The 18,367-nt window shown below is 51.4% G+C and carries 10 protein-coding genes; 8 read left to right on the top strand and 2 right to left on the bottom strand.

All coding sequences use genetic code 11. The annotated features are described in order from the left end of the window. Positions 1–361 precede the first annotated feature (361 nt). Positions 362–2,017 carry a GGDEF domain-containing protein gene (locus ACEWE8_RS08440; RefSeq protein WP_241194880.1) on the top strand — a complete coding sequence of 552 codons (1,656 nt, stop codon included), beginning with the start codon at positions 362–364 and terminating at the stop codon, positions 2,015–2,017. Positions 2,018–2,219: 202 nt separating this feature from the next. On the opposite strand, the gene ACEWE8_RS08435 is transcribed toward ACEWE8_RS08440, so the two are convergent. After that, positions 2,220–3,110, bottom strand: a complete 891-nt coding sequence (locus ACEWE8_RS08435; protein WP_395589255.1) for a LysR substrate-binding domain-containing protein — start codon at positions 3,108–3,110, stop codon at positions 2,220–2,222. A 114-nt stretch (positions 3,111–3,224) separates the two neighbouring features. Here ACEWE8_RS08435 and ACEWE8_RS08430 point away from each other — a divergent pair, with 114 nt between their 5' ends. Next, entirely contained in the window at positions 3,225–4,859 is a 1,635-nt protein-coding gene (locus tag ACEWE8_RS08430; RefSeq protein ID WP_395589254.1) for a 5-guanidino-2-oxopentanoate decarboxylase, read from the top strand. A 199-nt stretch (positions 4,860–5,058) separates the two neighbouring features. Here the strand turns inward: ACEWE8_RS08430 and ACEWE8_RS08425 are convergent, their stop codons facing one another. Beyond that, positions 5,059–6,147: an asparaginase gene (locus ACEWE8_RS08425; protein WP_395589253.1), complete on the bottom strand. Its 1,089-nt coding sequence runs from the start codon at positions 6,145–6,147 to the stop codon at positions 5,059–5,061. Positions 6,148–6,558: 411 nt separating this feature from the next. Here ACEWE8_RS08425 and ACEWE8_RS08420 point away from each other — a divergent pair, with 411 nt between their 5' ends. The 6 genes from ACEWE8_RS08420 to dsr1 form a co-directional block, all read left to right on the top strand. Then, entirely contained in the window at positions 6,559–6,927 is a 369-nt protein-coding gene (locus tag ACEWE8_RS08420; RefSeq protein WP_395589252.1) for a histone-like nucleoid-structuring protein, MvaT/MvaU family, read from the top strand. A 1,342-nt stretch (positions 6,928–8,269) separates the two neighbouring features. Beyond that, positions 8,270–9,610, top strand: coding sequence for a hypothetical protein (locus ACEWE8_RS08415; protein ID WP_395589251.1), 1,341 nt, complete (start codon positions 8,270–8,272; stop codon positions 9,608–9,610). Positions 9,611–9,645: 35 nt separating this feature from the next. Beyond that, entirely contained in the window at positions 9,646–10,131 is a 486-nt protein-coding gene (locus tag ACEWE8_RS08410; RefSeq protein WP_395589250.1) for a hypothetical protein, read from the top strand. Next, positions 10,128–11,825, top strand: a complete 1,698-nt coding sequence (locus ACEWE8_RS08405; RefSeq protein ID WP_395589249.1) for a hypothetical protein — start codon at positions 10,128–10,130, stop codon at positions 11,823–11,825. Before ACEWE8_RS08410 ends, ACEWE8_RS08405 begins: the two co-directional genes overlap by 4 nt. After that, positions 11,818–13,809 carry a hypothetical protein gene (locus tag ACEWE8_RS08400; RefSeq protein ID WP_395589248.1) on the top strand — a complete coding sequence of 664 codons (1,992 nt, stop codon included), beginning with the start codon at positions 11,818–11,820 and terminating at the stop codon, positions 13,807–13,809. Before ACEWE8_RS08405 ends, ACEWE8_RS08400 begins: the two co-directional genes overlap by 8 nt. Before the next feature lie 799 nt (positions 13,810–14,608). Beyond that, a partial coding sequence (gene dsr1 / locus ACEWE8_RS08395; protein ID WP_395589247.1) for an anti-phage defense-associated sirtuin Dsr1 occupies positions 14,609–18,367 on the top strand: 3,759 nt, incomplete at its 3' end.

Here is an 18,367-nt window from a genome sequence, read left to right as displayed (position 1 = left end):
TACTTGGCCACGCGTAATACTTTAACCTGTTCAGTCGAGCGCTGGAAGCGGGCATAGTGAGGGTGTAAAATCGCCAAGACCTGTCCCTAGGTTATGAAGTTTTTGGTAGCGTGTATATGGTCGGTATTGAGTTAGTCTACTCCTTTGCGAATGACTGTTTTTGGCCGTGAGCTGCCCCCACGAAGGCAGCTATGGGTCGGTAGTTGCCTGTTGTAGGGAGGCAGGCGCCAGCCACGCCGAAGCGAGGATAACGCCGCTTTGGTTATCGTGGCTGGCGATTGCTGGCCCTACATGAGTGATGTCACAATGCCTTGCCACGACTTGCACGCTCAACCACGAGCGCGATTCACGGACTCTCACGATGCCCAGCCTCTGTTGCTGTTCTAACGCGCTCGACCGGCCGGAGAGAATTCTGTTGGTTCGGCTGCGTCGACTGCTGTGTTTTGTGTTGCTCTCGGCTCAGGCTGCGTGGGCGAGCCCTGTCACTCAACAGAATAGTGCTGTGCAGGTGATTGATGTACAGCTACGTTGGAAACATCAGTTCCAGTTCGCGGGCTACTACGCCGCCATAGCCCAGGGCTATTACCGCGAAGAAGGGCTGGACGTGCGCTTGCACGAAGGTGGCCCCAATGTCACACCGGTCGAAGAAGTGCTCTCTGGGCGTGCCCAATATGGCGAAGCCAATAGTGAATTGCTCTACGCACGCCTGCATGGAAAGCCCTTGGTAGCGCTGGCGGTGATTTTTCAGCACTCACCTTCCGTGCTCGTGGCTCGTACAGACCAAGGTGTTCGCACTGCGCACGACCTGATCGGCAAGCCGTTGATGCTGATGGATGCACAGACAGATGCCGATTTTCTGGCGATGTTCCGGAGCGAAGGTATATCCCTCGAAAAACTACAACTGCTCCCCAGCAGTTTTCAAATTGAGGATCTGGCCAGCGGTAAAGTGACGGCGTTCAACTCGTACCTGACCAACGAACCCTTCTACCTGCAACAGCGGGACGTGGAATACAACATCATCTCGCCCGTCACCTACGGGATCGACTTCTACAGCGACATCCTGTTCACCAGCCAGGCCGAGATTGACGAGCATCCACAGCGTGTCGAGGCCTTCCGCCGCGCCACCCTGCGCGGCTGGCGCTACGCGATGGATAACCCCGAGCAAATCATAGACCTGCTGCTCAATCAGTATTTGGTGGAGAAAAGTCGCGCGCACTTGCAATTCGAAGCTCAGGCCATGCGTCCGCTGGTGGTATCTGACCTGATCGAGATCGGTCATATGAACCCAGGGCGCTGGCAACGTATGGCTGAAACTTTCCTCGAACTGGGCATGGTCGACAATATCGCCGGATTGGAAAACTTCATTTACGATCCCAACCCGCCGCAACTCGTCGAGCGACTGCGCAGGACCATTGTTCTGATCAGCATCGGCTCTGTGCTTGTCCTGATGTTCGCTCTGGTTCTGTTGAATGCCCAGCGCCATCTACGCAACGAGATCAAGTTGCGCAAACTCGCCGAAGAGGAAGTACACAAGCTGGCTTTCTATGACAGCCTGACTGGCTTACCAAATCGCAATAGTTTTATTCCCTTCGCTAGTCAGAGGCTGCTCGACGCAAAGAGTCGTGGAGAGCATCTGGCCTTGTGCTATATCGACTTGAACCACTTCAAGCAGATCAATGATCGTTATGGCCACCAGGCGGGCGATGCCATGCTGATCCACGCAGCCTCGGCGATCAAATCCAATATTTGCGAGTTTGAACTAGCTGCGCGCATGGGCGGTGATGAATTTGTCGTGCTGCTCGACGGCGCGCATCACCGAAGCGATATCCAGCGCGTCACCGGTGAAATCTGCGAAGCCGTCGCCTTGTGCATTCCATGGGGAAACAGCCAAATCAAGGTTAGCGCCAGCCTAGGGGTGGCGTGGTATCCGGAAGATGGTGAAGACCTCGACGATTTGATTTTAAAGGCTGACACCGCCATGTTCCAAAGCAAAGCCAGTATCGCTGCGCAGGCTTGAAGCTGCTGCGTGGTGCCCCTGCGAAGAGACTTGATGGTTAGAAATCAGTGTGCCACGGCGGTGTGCGTCGCCCTTCGCATGAGGCTTCTATTCAGCGCCGTTGACTGACCCGGATTGTGAACGCTGAATGGCCACTTCTGGCCGATTGCTGCCCTTCGCGACAGGCAGCTTTGGGTTGTAAGCAGCCGTTCGCGACTGACCGCTATCGATCCATAACGTCGCTGATGGCGCGCCCCTTGAGCCATTCCATCAGTTCGACAAGTCCTGGCTGAGCGGTCTTCGCCTGGCAAACGATGTAATAGCTTTTGCCAGTCAGCACTTTCTGAGTGAAGGGCATGCACAGTCTTGATCCGCGCAAGTCGTCACCGATCAAGGCCCAGTCACCGATTGCAATCCCTGTTCCTTGAGATGCCATGGCAATAGCCATGTCGAGTGTTTCAAAATGGTGCCTAGGCCCTTGGGCTTCGAGTTCTACTCCCGCTGCCTGCAACCAGAGACTCCAGTCGTGCTCATCACGTGATGGGTGTAGGAGCATGTGCTTAGACAAATCTGTACTGCTTTTCAGCGGCACCGGGCCTTCAAGCAGTGATGGGGCGCAGACAGGTGTCAGTTGCTCATCGAATAGCTTCCATGTGCGTAGGCCCTGATTTGGCGTATCGCCATAAACAACCGCGGCATCGAATCCTTCTCTACGGAAGTCCACACCATGTTGCACTGTGGTAGTCAGTTCTACCGGGACGTCTGGGCGCAGTGCGTGCCACTCCATCAGCCGTGGTAGCAGCCAGCGCATCACACAAGTCGGGGCTTTAAGCTGCAAAGTCGTACTCAGACCTCCGACTTCACTCATTCCCTGTTCTACAAGGCCGAATATCTGTTGTACCCGCGGCAGCCATTCCTGTCCCTCGCGTGTCAGGCTCAGGCCACGCGCTTGACGTTGAAATAGCGCGTAGCCGAGCTGTGCTTCAAGCCCGGCAATTTGTCGGCTGATTGCTCCCTGGGTGATGTGTAACTGTTGCGCGGCACGGGTGAAATTACAGTGCTGGGCAGTGATCAGGAAAGTGTGCAAAGCGGTTAGCGGGGGAAGACGTTTCATCGCTCCAAGCCATGATCTATAGACATGGCTAGTATGCGTATTTTTGCCTTGTGGCGGTAGCTCAATTTTCGGTCCAATGGAATGCATACTCCAACAAGATCGAGGCGAAACCTGATGGCAACCTGCGGCGAAGTACTGGTAAAACTTCTGGAAGGCTATGGCGTAGACCATGTCTTCGGCATTCCTGGTGTACATACCGTCGAGCTGTACCGCGGGTTGGCAACATCATCTATCCGTCACATCACGCCACGTCATGAGCAAGGCGCTGGGTTCATGGCTGATGGCTATGCGCGTACCCGTGGTAAGCCTGGCGTGTGCTTCATAATCACCGGCCCAGGGATGACCAATATCACCACCGCGATGGGCCAAGCGTATGCTGACTCCATCCCCATGCTGGTCATTTCCAGCGTGCAAGTCCGGGATCAGCTTGGAGGTGGTCGTGGAAAGCTGCATGAACTGCCGAACCAAAGTGCATTGGTTGGTGGAGTATCGGCATTCTCCCAAACGCTGATGAGCGCTGATGACCTTCCTCAGTTACTGGCTCGTGCCTTCGCTGTATTCGATGGCGCTCGCCCACGTCCGGTTCACATCGAAATTCCGCTGGACGTTCTGGTTGAGCCAGCTGATCACTTGCTATCTAGCCGCCCAGTACGCAGCAGTCGCGCCGGGGCTGCACCTCAGGCGATTGCACAAATGGCCGAGCGCCTGGCGCAGGCTCGCCGGCCTTTAATCTTGGCGGGTGGTGGTGCGCTGGGGGCCGGCGCTCCTCTGGTGGAACTGGCGGAGTACCTTCAAGCCCCTGTGGCGCTCACCATCAATGCTAAAGGACTGCTTCCTTCCGAGCATCCCCTGCAAATCGGTTCGACCCAGTCGTTGGTTGAGACCCGCGCGTTAGTTGCGGAAGCCGATGTGGTGCTGGCTATCGGTACCGAGCTTGCCGAGACTGACTACGACGTCACTTTCAAAGGTGGTTTTGAGATCCCAGGTAGCCTGCTGCGTATCGATATCGATCCTGATCAGACCGTACGTAACTACCTGCCGGAAGTAGCACTAGTAGCCGATGCCGAACTGGCAGCACGTGCGCTTGTGGATTCATTTAAAGCAATGCAACAACCTGCACGCGAAAGCGATTGGGGAAGCGTGCGTGTTCAGAAGATGCGTGAATCCCTGGCTGCTACTTGGGATCCGGTAATGTTGAGCCAGACTCTTTTGCTGACCAGCATCCTCGATGAGCTGCCCAATGCCATTTTGGTTGGCGACTCAACTCAGCCTGTATACACCGGCAACCTCACGCTGGACATGAACCATCCACGGCGCTGGTTCAATGCATCTACCGGCTACGGCACTCTGGGATATGCGCTGCCAGCAGCAATGGGAGCATGGCTTGGGAGCGCGGAGCAATCCGAGGACCGTGCGCCCGCTGTCTGTCTGATTGGCGATGGAGGTATGCAGTTCACGATGCCTGAGCTGGCCAGTGCAGTTGAGGCGCAGGTGCCGATGATCGTTCTGCTCTGGAACAACAACGGTTACGAAGAGATCAAGAAGTACATGGTCAATCGGTCAATCGAGCCGGTAGGGGTAGACATTCACACTCCTGACTTCATCGCTGTTGCACGGGCTCTTGGGGCTGAGGCTGAGCATATTGGCACTGTTGAGCAACTGCGGTTCGCTCTCGCGCAGGCGGTGAAGCGGAAAGGTCCGACTCTGATCCATGTTGATCAGTACGAGTGGCAGGCTACTGTCTCCTGAGCCAAGCGGTGGGGCGATTACAGAAAGTCGCGAGGGGCTGTTTTCGACCTATTGAGGACGTTGAGTGGGGATTACCTAGACATCACAAAGGGACGCTGCCGGCCGACTCTCAGTCTTGTTAGGGTGGGGATCATTCGCGGGAGCAAGCGCTACTCTGTGGGTGGCCGGTGCCGGAGGCGCCGGCCTTTCCCCACTTATTTCAGTACTCCCAGAAGATGCGTTGCAGCTCTTTGCTGTCCTGGGTCTTGGTCATCGCCACCATGGCCAGAATCCGCGCCTTCTGCGGGTTCAGGTCATGCGCGACAACCCAGTCATACTTGTCGTCTGGCTGCTCCGCATTGCGTAGTACGAAACCACCCTGGTTTACGTGGGACGAGCGAATAATCTGCACACCGTTCTTGTGCAGTTCCTGCAACGCTGGGACTACACGAGACGACACCGATCCATTACCGGTCCCTGCATGGATGATTGCTTTGGCGCCACTCTGTGCCAGTGCCTTATAGGCGGTGTCGCTGACGTTGCCATAGCTGTAAGCAATGTCCACCTGTGGCAGGCTGCTGATTTGCTTGATGTCAAACTCTGACTGGGTGGTGTGGCGTTTAGCGGGGAGGCGGAACCAGTACGACTTACCTTCTACTACCATGCCCATCGGACCCCAGGCGCTCTTGAAGGCTTCAGTCTTGATGTTGACGGACTTGCTCACGTCACGACCAGACTGGATCTCGTCGTTCATGGTCACCAATACGCCTTTGCCGCGCGACTGCTTGTCGCTGGCTACGGCCACGGCGTTGTAGAGGTTGAGCATGCCGTCGGCAGACATGGCTGTGCCGGGGCGCATCGAGCCAACTACCACGATCGGTTTGTCGGTCTTTTCGACCAGGTTGAGGAAGTAAGCAGTCTCTTCCAGGGTGTCGGTGCCGTGGGTGATAACGATGCCATCCACGTCGTTGCTGTCGGCCAGCTCCGAGACCCGCTTAGCAAGCTTCAACAAGTCCTCATTCGTAATACTCTCGGACGCAATTTGCATCACCTGCTCGCCGCGCACATTGGCGAGATCCGCTAGCTCCGGCACACCGGCAATGAGCTTGTCGACGCCAAGCTTGGCGGCTTGGTAGGTGGCGCTATTGGCAGCGCTTGCGCCTGCGCCGGCAATAGTCCCGCCAGTCGCAAGGATGACCACGTTGGCCAGCTTCTGCTGGGTTTCTGCTTCTTTTGCCGAAGCGCCGGTTGGCAGGATAAGCAGCAGCGCCAATGCGCTGGGTGCGAAGGTTTTCAAAGCAGCATTCATTGTTTTGTCTCTCTTCCTGATGAGATTGGTTGCTGTGTTGCGCCTACTCCTAGGCAGATTCCGTACCAGAGGCTGCCTTGCGCGACAGAATTGTAGACTACCCCCTTATCGCGGCAGTTTCCCTAGGACTGAAGCAGCGCGGCATGCTTCTCTTAGTCGGATCTTCGAACATTCAGGTGGATTGATGTTCGGTTTTCCGGGGGAAGAAGGGGGAGGCCGGTAGCGACACTGCGTAAGGAGGCTTGTGCAGAGGAGGGGCGGAGTATTTAGCTAAATGACAGTCGGTGCGAATGAAGAGCCTGACTCTTCACTCCACGCCGTAGGCGTCAACGTCTAGAGCAAACGTAGGTGCAGTAAGGCAACAAAACGACTACTATCCCGATTTACATTCACCCAATAGGATCGATGTCAATGTCTAGACTTGCCGAATTCAGAGAACTTGAGCGCAACTTGGCCGCTCAGCTGGCAGAATTGGAAAATCTGAAGAATGACGCCGGCCTGAAGAAAGAAATCGAATTTGAGAAAAAACTGCGTGCACTGCTTGAGAGCTATGGCTACAGCCTGCGCGACGTGGTCAACGTTCTAGACCCTCAAGCAGCTCGTCGTACTCCCGGTGTAAAGGCGCCGAAGGTTACCCAGCGTAAGGCCCGAGAGGTCAAGGTATACAAGAATCCTCATAATGGTGAGGTAATCGAGACGAAGGGCGGCAACCACAGCCTTCTGAAGCAGTGGAAGCAAGAGCACGGCAGCGACGTCGTTGAATCTTGGGTTAAACGCTGAACGTCAACGATATGGCGAGCAGAAATAGAATGAACGTGCGCGCGTAATCTCTTGAGGCGCGTCCACCCTGGATGATTTCCGCCTAGCGGGTAGCTAACAATTACTCGCTAGGCGTGACCTACCATTTTTCTGATCGGGAGCCAGACCTGCCCGATTTCTGTTGTTGCGTATCAAATAATATTAATTTGGCCAATATTGTCAGTTTTACAAACCCAAGCATTTTACGTGCCGATTTTTTGCTCAAGGACGAATGTGCAGAATTTGCACATTGCTATATCGGATTTAGTCTTCGCAGGCAGAGCGTAAGCATCTGCGAATTGTGCCGTACGATTTGGTCAAACGCTACTTATGTGGCGCGTCCGCATTTCACTCATCTCCTGCGCCATAAGCAGCAAGCTTGACACGTCCACAACGCACTCAGCGCTAGGCTCAGCTCAGCAGCAGTCGCCACGCGATATCGTAAGTGCCCATCTGCCAAGTTCCCTTTACAACTTCAAACTCTGAAACAATCCTAATTCGTGGCTTGCACGGAATCTGGAGTTCTAGGCCAGTTCATGGAATGCATGGTGAAGCTTCCTTGAGGACTAACGAAGCTGGGTACGCGCTGTTTTGAAGCTATCCATGCGAAGCAAGCTGACAATCGCCTGAAGTAGCCTGGACATCGCTTGCCGCCTGCGTGGGTGGTGGGGGAGAAACCTTTCAGCACTCTGGAAAAGCCCACCGAGACCGATGCACGCGCTTCGCTGCTATTAGGTCGGATGAAGACTCTCACATCACCCGATGTCGTGCGACAGCTATGGTCCCGCGAATGGGCTTTCGGGTTCTGGCTCCCAACCAGGCCCTTACTCAGCGTCTCCATTGCTTTGTTTGGTACCGCTGACCTGATTGACTCAGCGTGCTCTCATCAGCTCGCCAGTAGTCCATATCGCTACTGTTCCAAATAGAGATCGGTCTCCAGTGTTCAGAGATCGGATGTCGCACTCAGGCAATACCCGACTTGGGGGCTTGCGAGCACATCGTCACTCTATCCCAGAGAGAAAGCTAAACGAGAATGCCCTTCCAAACAGAGTAATTTGTATGCGAGCACAGTAGTTGTCCGCGTTGTTACAATTTTTTTGAGATTTTTTTCTAGGCGATTTTTGTCAAATGATATTGACGTACTGGCAGAAGTCGCGGCAGTGAAGAATGCTTTGACATTTAAATCCCTTGTGAATGAATTGGTTAAGATTTTGTCAGTGTTTATGAGATTAACCATTCATAAAATTTTGTGACATATTTGCAGTTTTCTTATGGGGTGACAGTTTGATGGTTTGGCCGCAGTACTAGACAGTGCCTTCCGGACATGTTTCCATTTTTGCAGTCGAAGAAAACGAGCTTGATAAAAATGGCAGTTGTGAGATTCGTTAACTACAAGCCGGCAGATGTCTATGTGCAAAATGGGGTGGTCATTGAGGTTCCACATAGAGCTGGGCTTGGAAAAGCTGCAAGCGATGTAACCATCAAAGGTTTTCCCCAGGTGTATTGGTCTAATGGAAGCGTTTGGGAAGTGGCAAGCTTTTGGCTCTCAACCTTTTTTTCTCAGGTAATGCGTGGAGCGATGAGCCTTGATACCTTAGTTGGCCTTGCCTATTGCCTATCGCACTATATGAACTTCTTGGAAAGGGAAGGTCTTCATTGGCTGGCCTTTCCGTTGTCGCAAAATAGGCGGTGCGTTTTTCAGTATCAACTGGAATTGCAGGGGGAGTTGAAAAAGGGGAATTTGTCATTCACTTCTGGTAAGGCACGGCTTAAAGCTGTCATTAGGTTCTATCGGGCTCTTGCGGATTACCTGTTGGTTTCTCAGCCTATAAGTGTGTTTGAAGGGTTAAGTCTCGAAGACAGGGTTGCAAATATTGCAGGTTTAGAGCGGACTCTAGCTGTGAGCAACGAGCAACTTAAGCTAAGGGGCAATAGAAATATAATGGGGCGAGTTGAGGATGGCTTGCTACCTGTGAGCTTTGAGACTCAAAAGCTGATTTTGAAAATTGCCTATGAGAGCGCTTCTCCTGAGGTTTATTTGATGCTTGTGCTCGGTTTCTACACCGGAATGCGATTGGGCACAATTTGTGATTTGAAATTGTTAACTTTTAGGCATGCTAGACCGTCGGAGGATGGCGGATTTTATTACCTGTCTGTCGGTCCTTCGGTGAGTTATGCCCCTGTGGCTACCAAGTTCGGGGTCAATGGCGAAGTCCCAATTCCTGCGTACTTATATGAGATGGTTCGCTCTTATACGAAATGTTCCCGACGCTTGCGGCGGCTTTCAAAGGCAATCGATGCAGATAAGCAGTTAGTGTTTTTGAATAAAAATGGAAAGTCTTACTGCCGGAAAGGGCAGGGGAGCAGTAGTACCGTCAATAACGAACTCTTAAAGATTAGGAGGGTCGCACGCAGTCAGGCTTATGAGCTTTCATTTAAGTTTCACCAGTCGAGAGCGACTTTCGGTACAGATTTTGTTCTGTCTAATTTAGATAAACCTGGTGTCAGCCTGAAGTCCGTCATAGGGACACTGAAGGATGTGCTTCTACACAAGTCGGAGAAAGCCACTATGACTTATATTCGCTTTGTTCAGGATCATAAGGCTAAAGCTAAATGGGCTGATGAGTTTTTCCGACGAAGTGTTGAGCTGAGAGCGAAGTGGTAGTGCGGGTTGCGAGGCAAAAGTCATAGGTCGGAGGAATGAAGTTGAACATCAAGTTTCCAGTTATTGATTATCGCCACCTGCTATACATAGGGGGATCTGCCGGCAATAGGCGCGCCATCAATACCTTGATTGAGGCAGGAGTTTTGGGAGCGCCGCAGCTTGGAAGGAAGCCTGTTATCGATCTTCTTCACTCATATTTCGACAAGAAATTAATTTCCCAAAAGACGCGCCATGTCGTTATGCAGATGATCAGAGTTCGCAAATTCTATAAGTTTTTGGATGAGCTTGGTGTCGATTTGACACTCGACAATGTTTCATTCAGCTACGAAGCCTACAGCAGAAGGTTACTAGAAACAGCCTGGCTTCGTTCGAGCACCTTATCGCTGAGTGCCGCTCGTCAATTAGATAATGGTATTCGAGCTGTTCTCCTGGAAGCCTTGAGTTTGCCAACTGGCGCGTTCAACTCAGCGTTTGGCAAAATTGGGTTTTTCCGTCCTCTCAGTAAGCGGACCCAAAAATGACGATTCGTACAAAATCTGAAAGCGAATTAGGGTTCGAGCATTGTGATTTTGAGGGCAATAAACCCATGACCAGTTTCCGTTACCTACTCTACGTTGGTGGGGCGGATACCAATATGCGCTCTGTAGAAAAATTGATTGACACTGGCTATTTAGGGGCGCCACGAAGCAGCAGGCAGCATCTTGCAACATTATTTCACTCGTACTTTGAACGTAAATTTAGCACCCATTCGAGACGAAGCGTTGTAGGTGACGTGTTTTCTCTAAGGCGTTTGTATAAAGATTGTGACAGTCTTGGCGTCGATCTTACTGTGGAGAACGTATGCAAAAACTATGAATCATATAGTGCACAACTTTGGCAGTTGTTGCTGTCTGGCAAGTGTTCCATCTCCGCCGAATCAGCGTACCGGCTTGATTCTGACATTTTGGGCATTATTCAGGGGGCACTTGAACTGTCTGTAGGCACTCTAAGATCTGCGTTTAATTACACGGAGCTTAGGCGGCGCGGATTGATCAAGGTTTTCAAGATTGATAAGAGCAATCTCAATGAAGGTTTTAAATTCGGGGCAGATCTACTTGACGTTATCGAATCATTTACGCTCGATGCATGCCTTGGTGAGCTACCTCTGATAATCCGGTATTCAAATGCAGAGAGCTATGAGTACTGGGGGAATTTGTCCCGCCCAGAGAAGCTAAGGGGGGCGGATGGTCGGCTTGCTCACAATGTTGAGCGCACGCACGTAGCCCGAGAAAAGAAGAGATTGAGCGGAAGTGTTAAGGCTCGTGCGAAGCTTTTGGATATACGAGTGCACGCGGAATTTGCTTTGTTCGTTGCACAGACCGGTATGAATGTTTCTGTCGCCTATTGCCTTCCTTTTGAAGACTACAGGTGCGCTACATTTGAGGGTGGTTATAGGGTGCAGGCTTATAAGCCTCGTAGAGGAAGTAAAGTAGAGTTCCTTATTTTTAGTGAATATAAGAAGTATTTCATTGATTATCTTCGTTTTCTCAAAGACGCGTTTCCAGATGGATGCGATTATCTGTTTCCCTTCAGTATCAAGGGTGAGAAGCGCGCGATGGAGTATAGGCAAACGCTATTTGCGGCTTTGCTTAAAGATAGTGGCAGAAATTGCCTTACCTTAAAGTCACTTCGCGAAAAGCGGGTCAATTGGTTACTGCGCGAAACGCATGATCCTGAGTTCGTGGCAGATGTTGCTCAGCATACTGTAGGGACGATGTTTAAAAGGTACTCGAAGCCAAATCACCACATCGCAAGTAGTGAGTGGGCCTCTTATTTTGCCGAGCGAAAAGAAGCGAGGCCTGCGGCACTTGATGGTGAGTGCCGTCCTTATAGCCCTGAACCTATAAAGGGTAGCCAAGTTACTCCCGATTGCGTTAACCCTACAGGCTGTCTGTTTTGTGAGCATTATGAGGGTATTGAATCCTTTGATTACATATGGTCATTGCTCACATTTCGCTACCTGAAAACCTCGGAGTTGAAGCTTATTCCTGTTGGCAGGGGAATCGAAAATTCGCCACAGAAGTCCGTTATCGATCGTATAAATTTTATTGTAGAGGATTTCTCGAATTTGAATGATGAGTGTCGATCTTGGAGGGATGAAGCTGAAATTAGAATTTTGGAAGAAAATTTCCACGACAATTACCGTGCTTTGATTGAGGTTAGATTCAATGTCTGAACGCATGATTTGCAAAATCGCTATGGAAGATCCACCGCTGTGTAGTCTGAATAGAGAACTTCCACAATTTCCCCCGTCAGACGACTTTCCTGTGTGCATTTCTAAGCGCGGGGTTGTATTGGCCCGATTTAAAGATGATTGTTGGCCGATGCAGGAATGGCTTGGGAAGGTCTTTACATTTAGGTTTGGGCGAGAGTCAACATCGAGGGTATCTCCGTGGCTGTCAGAGAAAGAGTCCTACTTTTTCAAGCTGATCGTGGTTCTAATGATGTGGGTTGCTCCGGGGGGGCTGACTCCCTCGACTCTTCAATCTCGATACGGAAAACTTAGAAAGCTATTTAAATTTTGTGCAGAAAATGGAATTTCAGTGGCCGAGCTATACAGGTTTCCTCATTTGGTTTCCAGTTTTACTTCGCAGTCTATACCATATGCTAGTCAATTTGTAAGTCCGCTCAGATCTATTTATAATTATCAAGATGTCTTGGGGTTTAAGATTTTAAATCTTCGTCAGATCGGGGAGCTATTTATAGCAGGAAAAGCACGGAAATCAAGACAAACTCCTTATATTCCGTCTCGTATTTCCCAGGCGCACTTGTTGCGCGCTCTGGAGTTGATGAATGATTATAATGCGCACGCGACTGCTTTCGAGGATTTATATGCATACGTTTGGGGCGCGTATGTTAGTAATAATGGTGCGGCCACAACTTGGAGCGGTAAGTTGATTAGCCCTTTTAATAAGAGCGCTATTGGGCCGGGCGCCGTATATTATGGGGCCTTTGCTAAGGCTGCGGAGAGATTTGGGGTAAAAGACGTATTGTTTAAGTGGATGTCTCGCCGTCCGGGTGGGTGTCCCAAGATTGACTTGATAACGCTAAGCTCTTTTCTAAGTTGTGTTGTGCTCGCAGGTTCTACCTGTATTTCGAGCCTCAGTGCAATGCGGAAAGAAGAGATAAACAAACTGAGAATTGACTGTTTTGAAGCGCGTGAGACCGATCTTGGAACTGTTTACTATCTTAGTGGCGAAACTACTAAAACTATTAAGGATGACGATGCGCGCTGGGTTACATGCCAGGACACGCTGAAAGCAGTCTCTGCTATGGCATCTATAGCGAAGTTGAGAATGGCGGCGGCGATAGAGTTGGGCGTCGATCATTCGGCGGATGAGGTTAACAATCCGTATCTCATTTGTAGGGCTTACGAGCCTTGGTCAAAAGAATGGGGCAAAGATCGGTCGGTTCAAACGGGCTTGCGGAAAGCTATTAGTGCATCAAGTTTTTATAAGAATTGCCCAATTTTGTTTTTGCCAAATGATACAGTCATTACTAAAGAAGATTTCGAAGAGGCATTGAAGGTAAATCCAGACCTTAATATCAAACGTTTTGCCGTTGGTGAACGGTGGCCGTTTGCGTTTCACCAGTTCCGCAGAACATTAATGGTAAATGCTTCTCTTTCAAAATTGGTTTCGCCGCAATCTATGCAGTATCAACTGAAGCATCTTTATCTGAGTATGCAGATGTATTATGGGCAAAATCATTCTGGGTTGGCTTTTGACTCTAAGGCTAAGGAGGAGTTTATTGAGACTTCATATGAGATGATAGCTCATCGGATTGGGGAGTTGAAGAGTCCTAAGTTTGTATCCACAATAAGTGCTCTGCATAAAGAGCGCGCAATTAGCTACTATGAGGGGAAAACTGTGAAGCAGCTTACGAAGATGGCCCGGCAGGGGGCAATGTCTGTCAAAGAGACTATCATGGGAATTTGTCTCAATACAGAGCCTTGCGAGTTTGGAAGCGCTGACTTCGTCTTGGGCTGTAATGAGTGTACTTCTGGCCTTGCCTGCAAAGATAATTTGCCTCTCATAAAAAAGGTTGATGATCGATTAAAGTCCCAGCTTGATTCTACTAAGGAGGACAGCCCTCGCAAAGATGCGCTTAGGGTTCAATATGAGTTTACACAAAAACTGATCAATGTGGTGCTGGTTTAATTGCCAGTTGGAAGCTGATGGGTAGTCTTCGCAACTGAGTTGCCTTGCCTGTCCGCCACATACCTCGTATGTCTTAGGTTTAAAGGAGCTTTTGTGAAAGATAGCGCTGAGGAAGAATACCGTAAAGCATTTAAGCGTATCATTGAAGGGAAGCCTATTCGAATAAGTAAACATGCTAAGTTGACGCTGGCCAATATCGCGCGAGAGGCAGGGAAAGATCCGTCAGCGCTGAAGAAATCACGTTACCCTACATTCATAGCTGAAGTTGAGGAGTACAATAGCTCACCTAGCCCGACTGTAAAGCGTTCTGACCGTTCGCTTACCGCTCAGCTTACAGCTGCCAGAGCTGAGAATAACGCTTTACGGGCGCGATGTACGGAATTGGCTGCTGAGAGGGATATTGCACATTCAAAAGTTCTGAATCTCCAACTAGCACTCATTGAGAAATGCCACGAATTGGAGGAGTACATTGGGCCGTCTAGCATAGCGGTTCTGGATCAGCATGCTCGCAAGAGGTTTATGGATCGAAAGGATAGGGAGGAGAGATCTTAGATCATCGCCCGGAAATATTCGATGTCCGGATAATCTAGGAATGTCCTGTGCTTATGTTCGCTGGAAATACCTCACCAGTTTAATCGCGTGCATACCGCAACGTTTTGCCTAATCGTCAAGTGAGGTTGAGATACGCTGCTGTCCTGAGCGGTGCTGTCTTTGGGTGTCGATGGTAAAAACGAGCCACCCGTGCTAAATAGCCAAGCGATAGATGGCTTGTCGCCATCAAGCATGAGGTGGCGCAGGGATGCAATTTGTAACGAACGGTCCGGATGTCCCAGATGAACTGCTCCAAGCCCACGAAGAGGGCAAGGTGGTTTTCTTCTGCGGAGCAGGTATTTCTTACCCAGCTGGGCTGCTGGATTTCAAAGGCTTGGTACAGCTCATCTACAAAGAGGCGCTGACCACTTTCGATAGCGCAGAGCGGAAAGCCTTCGATTACTATCAATACGATGCCACGCTAGATCTCCTTGAGCGGCGCCTGCCGAACGGGCGGACTGCTGTTCGAGAGGCGTTGGCACGGGCACTAAAGCCCAATCTTCGGCTCAAAGGTGCAACGGACACGCACGCAGCATTGCTGAGTTTGGGGAGGAGCCGGACCGGAGCGTTGCGTCTCGTCACAACAAATTTTGACCGCGTATTCGATGCCGCAGGTCGGCGCACAAAGCAGCAGTTCAATTCTTACTCCGCCCCGATGCTTCCACTTCCTAAAAATAGTCGCTGGGACGGGGTGGTTTATCTGCACGGTTTGCTGCCGAATAAGCCCACTGTCTATGAACTCAATCGACTCGTCATCACGAGTGGTGACTTCGGCCTTGCATACCTGACCGAGCGTTGGGCTGCCCGATTTGTGAGTGAGCTATTCCGCAACTACGTGGTTTGCTTCGTCGGGTATAGCGTCAGTGACCCGGTTCTACGCTACATGATGGACGCGCTGGCAGCTGACAGGATGCTTGGCGAAATAACTCCTCAAGCATGGGCTTTCGGCTCCTGTAATCCTGGGGAGGAGAGCCAAAAAACTGCTGAGTGGAAGGCAAAGGGCGTAGCTCCCATTTTGTATCACACCCAATCGGGGGCTAATCCGCATAGAGGTTTGCATCAGACCCTGAAAGCCTGGTCTGAGACTTACAGGGATGGGACTACTGGTAAGGAGCGGATAGTGACTAATCATGCTCTCTCCAAGCCCTCAGCTAGCACGCGGCAAGATGATTTCGTGGGGCGTATGCTATGGGCGCTCTCTGATAGTTCAGGGCTACCCGCGCGCCGGTTTGCGGATTTCAGTCCCGCCCCGTCCTTGGAGTGGCTGTTGGACGCATTCAGTGATCCGCGCTACTGCCACTCAGATCTCGGACGCTTTGGGATTCCTGCCCAGGCGGAAACTGACAAAAAGCTCAGCTTCAGTCTGGTTCAGAGGCCCACGCCTTATCACTTGGCAGCTCCGATGACGCTTGTCGCCGGGCGCACGGGTTATTGGGATGATGTGATGTTCCAGATAGCTCGTTGGCTTGTGCGCCATCTCGACGATCCTGATCTTTTGCTTTGGCTCACTGCTCGGGGTGGATGCGTCCACGAGCGCCTTGAGTTTCTTATTCAGGAGCAGTTGGGGCTTACTGCCAAGCTTCAGAATGAGGGAAAAACCAGCGAGCTGGATGCGCTCCGAAAAAGCTCACCTAAGGCGATCCCAGGGCCTCTCATGCGCAAGCTCTGGGGGCTGTTCCTGGCTGAGCGTATCAAGTCGCCGTGGAGAGAGATGGATCTTTACAGCTGGGCCGAGCGACTGAAGCGAGACGGCCTAACCGCGAGTCTGCGGCTACAGCTACGTATGCTGCTTTCACCTGTGGTTTCCATATCCAAGCCATTTCGATTGTCGGACGATGTGGATATTTCACCAACTCATCTACGGCATCTGGTGAACTGGGAGTTGGTCTTAAGCTCCGACCACGTCAGATCCACGCTCTCCGAGTCGTCTCATGAAATGTGGACGTCGGCGTTGCCGTTGCTCCTAGAGGACTTCCAAACACTGCTCCGTGATGCATTGGATCTTTTGCAAGAATTAGGTAGTGCTGACGCCTTTGAGGATCGATCATTCTGGGATCTGCCTTCGGTTAGCCATCACTGGCAGAACCGCGGCTTCCGCGAGTGGGTCGTGCTCATTGAGCTAGTCCGCGATTCGTGGATGGCAAATTTCAGACAGCATCCCGATGCTGCCGCGAAGATCGCGCGCGGTTGGTTTGAGAATCCGTATCCTACCTTCAAGCGCCTGGCGTTCTTTGCGGCGAGTCAAGATGGCGCTATACCCGCAGAGGAGTGGGTTGAATGGCTGCTAGTAGAAAATAGCCGTTGGTTGTGGTCAATCTCCACTAAGCGAGAGCTTTACCGCCTACTTGTGCTGCAAGGGCAGAGGCTGCCGCTTGCGGCTCAAGAAATGCTGGAGGCGGCGATTCTGGTTGGGCCTCCGAGAGATAATTATGCTGATGACATCACGGATGATCGCTATCAACAGCGTGTAGACCAGGCCATCTGGAGAGCCTTCGCGAAGCTTCGGTTGGGGGGACTTATCCTCGGCCCTCATGCTCAGCAAAGGTTTGATGAGCTGTCTGCTGCCTACCCGCTTCTCCGATTGGCGCAGAACGAGAGCGATGAATTTTCTCATTGGATGAGTGGGACCGGAGACCCAGATTACCAGGATGAGCGGGTCATCAGGCTGGCACCTCACAAGCGAGAAGCACTTGTTGAATGGCTCCGAAATCCCCCGGCCGAAAATGAGTATTTTGACGAAGACACCTGGAGGGACGTCTGTAAAAAACATCTTCTCAACAGCCTGCATGCGTTGGCAGACTTAGCGAAGGAGGGGCAGTGGCTGGTGAGGCGTTGGAAGGAGGCTCTCCAGGCTTGGAGCGAGTCAGGTGTTTCCCGAAAGTCGTGGCGTTATGTTGCTCCATGGATTGAAGCGATGCCGGACGAGGTTCTTTCCCAAGTAATTTACGATGTCACTCGCTGGCTTGATGAGGTCTCTAAGTCGAGCTTTGAAGGTCTAGCCGTGTTTTTGAGGATCTGCCGCAGAGTGATGGGGCTGCCTCTTGATACGGATACGGGCATAACTAGCAATGGTGAGCCCATCAATCAGCCGGTTACTGAAGCCATCAATCATCCGATTGGTCACGTAACCCTAGCTCTTCTGAATATCTGGCAGAGAACCGAGCTTAGCGATGATGATCGACTTCCAGAGGAAATCAGTCACCTCTTCACGGAGTTATGCGACACACGAGTGGACAGATACCGTCATGGTAGAGTTTTGCTTGCGTCGAGACTCATCTCTCTGTTCAGAGTTGATGAGGCGTGGACTAGAGCTAATCTGCTTCCACTTTTCAGTTGGGCTAACAATCCAGCAGAAGCTAGATGGGCGTGGGAGGGCTTCCTTTGGTCACCTCGTTTATACCGCCCGCTTCTTTTAGCTTTCAAGGCTGATTTCCTCAATACCGCTAGCCATTATGTAGACTTAGGGGGGCATGATGAGCAGTTCGCTGCGTTTTTCACCTATGCAGCATTAGGTCCCCTTGAAGGCTATAGCTCTGAGGAGTTTCGTCTCGCTTTCGCAACGTTTCCTTTAAAGGCGTTACAGGAGTCTGCTCAGTCTCTGTCGCAAGCTCTGGAGGGAGCAGGGGAGCAGCGAGAGGAGTATTGGCAAAATCGAATCCTGCCCTTCTGGCAGCATGTCTGGCCAAAATCTAAAGATCTGGTGACACCCATCATCGCTGAGTCGTTGATACGGATGACCATTGCAGCTGGGACAGAGTTTCCCGCTGCTTTGAATGCTGTCTACGACTGGCTAGTTCCTACGGAGCATATGCATTATGCCGTACATCGTCTGCGAGAGTCAGGGCATTGCACTGCCTACCCGGCCGATGCGTTGCGGCTATTAGAGGCAGTGGTAGATGATCAAGCCTGGCCATCTCCTGATCTTGGCCCGTGTTTGGGCGATATTATTAAGGCGCAGGCGAGCCTC

Origin of the sequence: Pseudomonas sp. TR47 (assembly GCF_044143025.1) — a bacterium.
Lineage (GTDB): Bacteria > Pseudomonadota > Gammaproteobacteria > Pseudomonadales > Pseudomonadaceae > Aquipseudomonas > Aquipseudomonas putida_E.
Note: the sequence above shows the minus strand (reverse complement) of the source record. Positions and strands in the feature narration are given on the sequence as shown.